General features: G+C 31.8%; 2 protein-coding genes. Both read right to left on the reverse strand.

Annotation, left to right across the window (positions count from 1 at the left end):
* Positions 1 to 319: 319 nt before the first annotated feature.
* On the reverse strand, positions 320 to 739 hold the full coding sequence (locus tag ASE55_RS04225) for a helix-turn-helix domain-containing protein (RefSeq protein ID WP_056215988.1): 420 nt from the start codon (positions 737 to 739) through the stop codon (positions 320 to 322).
* Between the two features lie 188 nt (positions 740 to 927).
* Positions 928 to 1300 (reverse strand): hypothetical protein (locus tag ASE55_RS04230; protein WP_238584991.1); only part of this gene is annotated, 373 nt, incomplete at its 5' end.

Raw genomic sequence — 1300 nt, forward strand, 5'->3', positions numbered from 1 at the left:
AAAAGATGCTTTTATGGATTGGGGAATTGTACGGTTTGATTATATAAATTTTCTGCAAAATTTTATTCTCATTTTTCTTTTGGCAGACATTTTTAAACTCCTATTAAAAAGAAGTTTAAAAAGATAAAACATTTCAAGAGCAATGGAAGCATAACCTAATTTTGTGGATGAAAATTTGTTTTAAAAACTGTTTAGATAGTATAAAAACCTGCTGTGAGGCAGGTTTTATCTTTTCGTGATAGCACGGATTTATAACCGTGCTTTATTTTGTGCTTGCTCACGGATTGCAAATCCGCGAGATCGGGTATCATGTTGTCACTTATTTTTGTAGAAGTTTTTCAAGCTTCTCAATTGTCTCATTCTTTTCCTTGAGCATGCGTTCATACAAATCAGCTTTTTCTTCATTAAGTCTTTTAATCTCTTCTAAAGTTTCCAACCATTTTTCAACAGGATTGATGGTAATCGTCGGATAATAGTTATATCCGTTGGATTGATCATTAAATGTATTTGAAATTATATTTATGGCTGCCTCTTCATCAAAATTCTGAAAAGCCTCAACGGGTATTTTCATTACTTCGGATATTTTTTGCAGCAGATCATTTTCTATAATTTCTTTTTGTTCCAGTTGTGAAATTTTCTGCTGGCTGATATCAAGATCAAAAGCCAGTGTTTCCTGCTTGATGCCAAGCATCTCCCGAAATCTTTTTACGTTACGTCCCTGATGTATTTTTTGTTCCATTATTGGTGTTTGTTTTATTTTGAGGAGTAAATGTAGAAAATATTGAGGGATTAGGCAAGGGGAGAGTTTTGAGTGGAGTTTATTTGATAAGCACGAGCGTTAAAGTTAATGCTAGTGAGGGATTTATCTTAGAAAGTTTTAAATATGGTAAAACCTGCTCCAAAGCAGGTTTTATTCCATTGTATAGATTATTTACGCTTTTTAGTTGTTCTAAAATTTCCAAACTTTGGATCTGATGCAGATAATCCAGTTTTCTCGTAAATTTCTCTTCTCCTTTCTTCTTCTGTTTTATCTTTGGGTAAGCTTTCATGTTTACTTTGTTTTTTCTGGGGGATTGATGCGGTGATTGTTTTATGTAAATTATTATGTAACCATTTATTTCCACAATTTAAACAATGTACTTGAATTTTATTTGCTCCTAAGGTTCCAGCTAATAATCCTAATGGCCCAGCAATAAAAATTCCTGCTATAGCTTTTCCGAATCCAAATCCTTTTTTTTGTAAAGTTATTTGTTCTGAATTACATTTTGGACATATTATCATGTTATTATATTTATTAGAA

Source organism: Chryseobacterium sp. Leaf201 (genome assembly GCF_001421435.1).
Classification (GTDB): Bacteria; Bacteroidota; Bacteroidia; order Flavobacteriales; family Weeksellaceae; genus Chryseobacterium.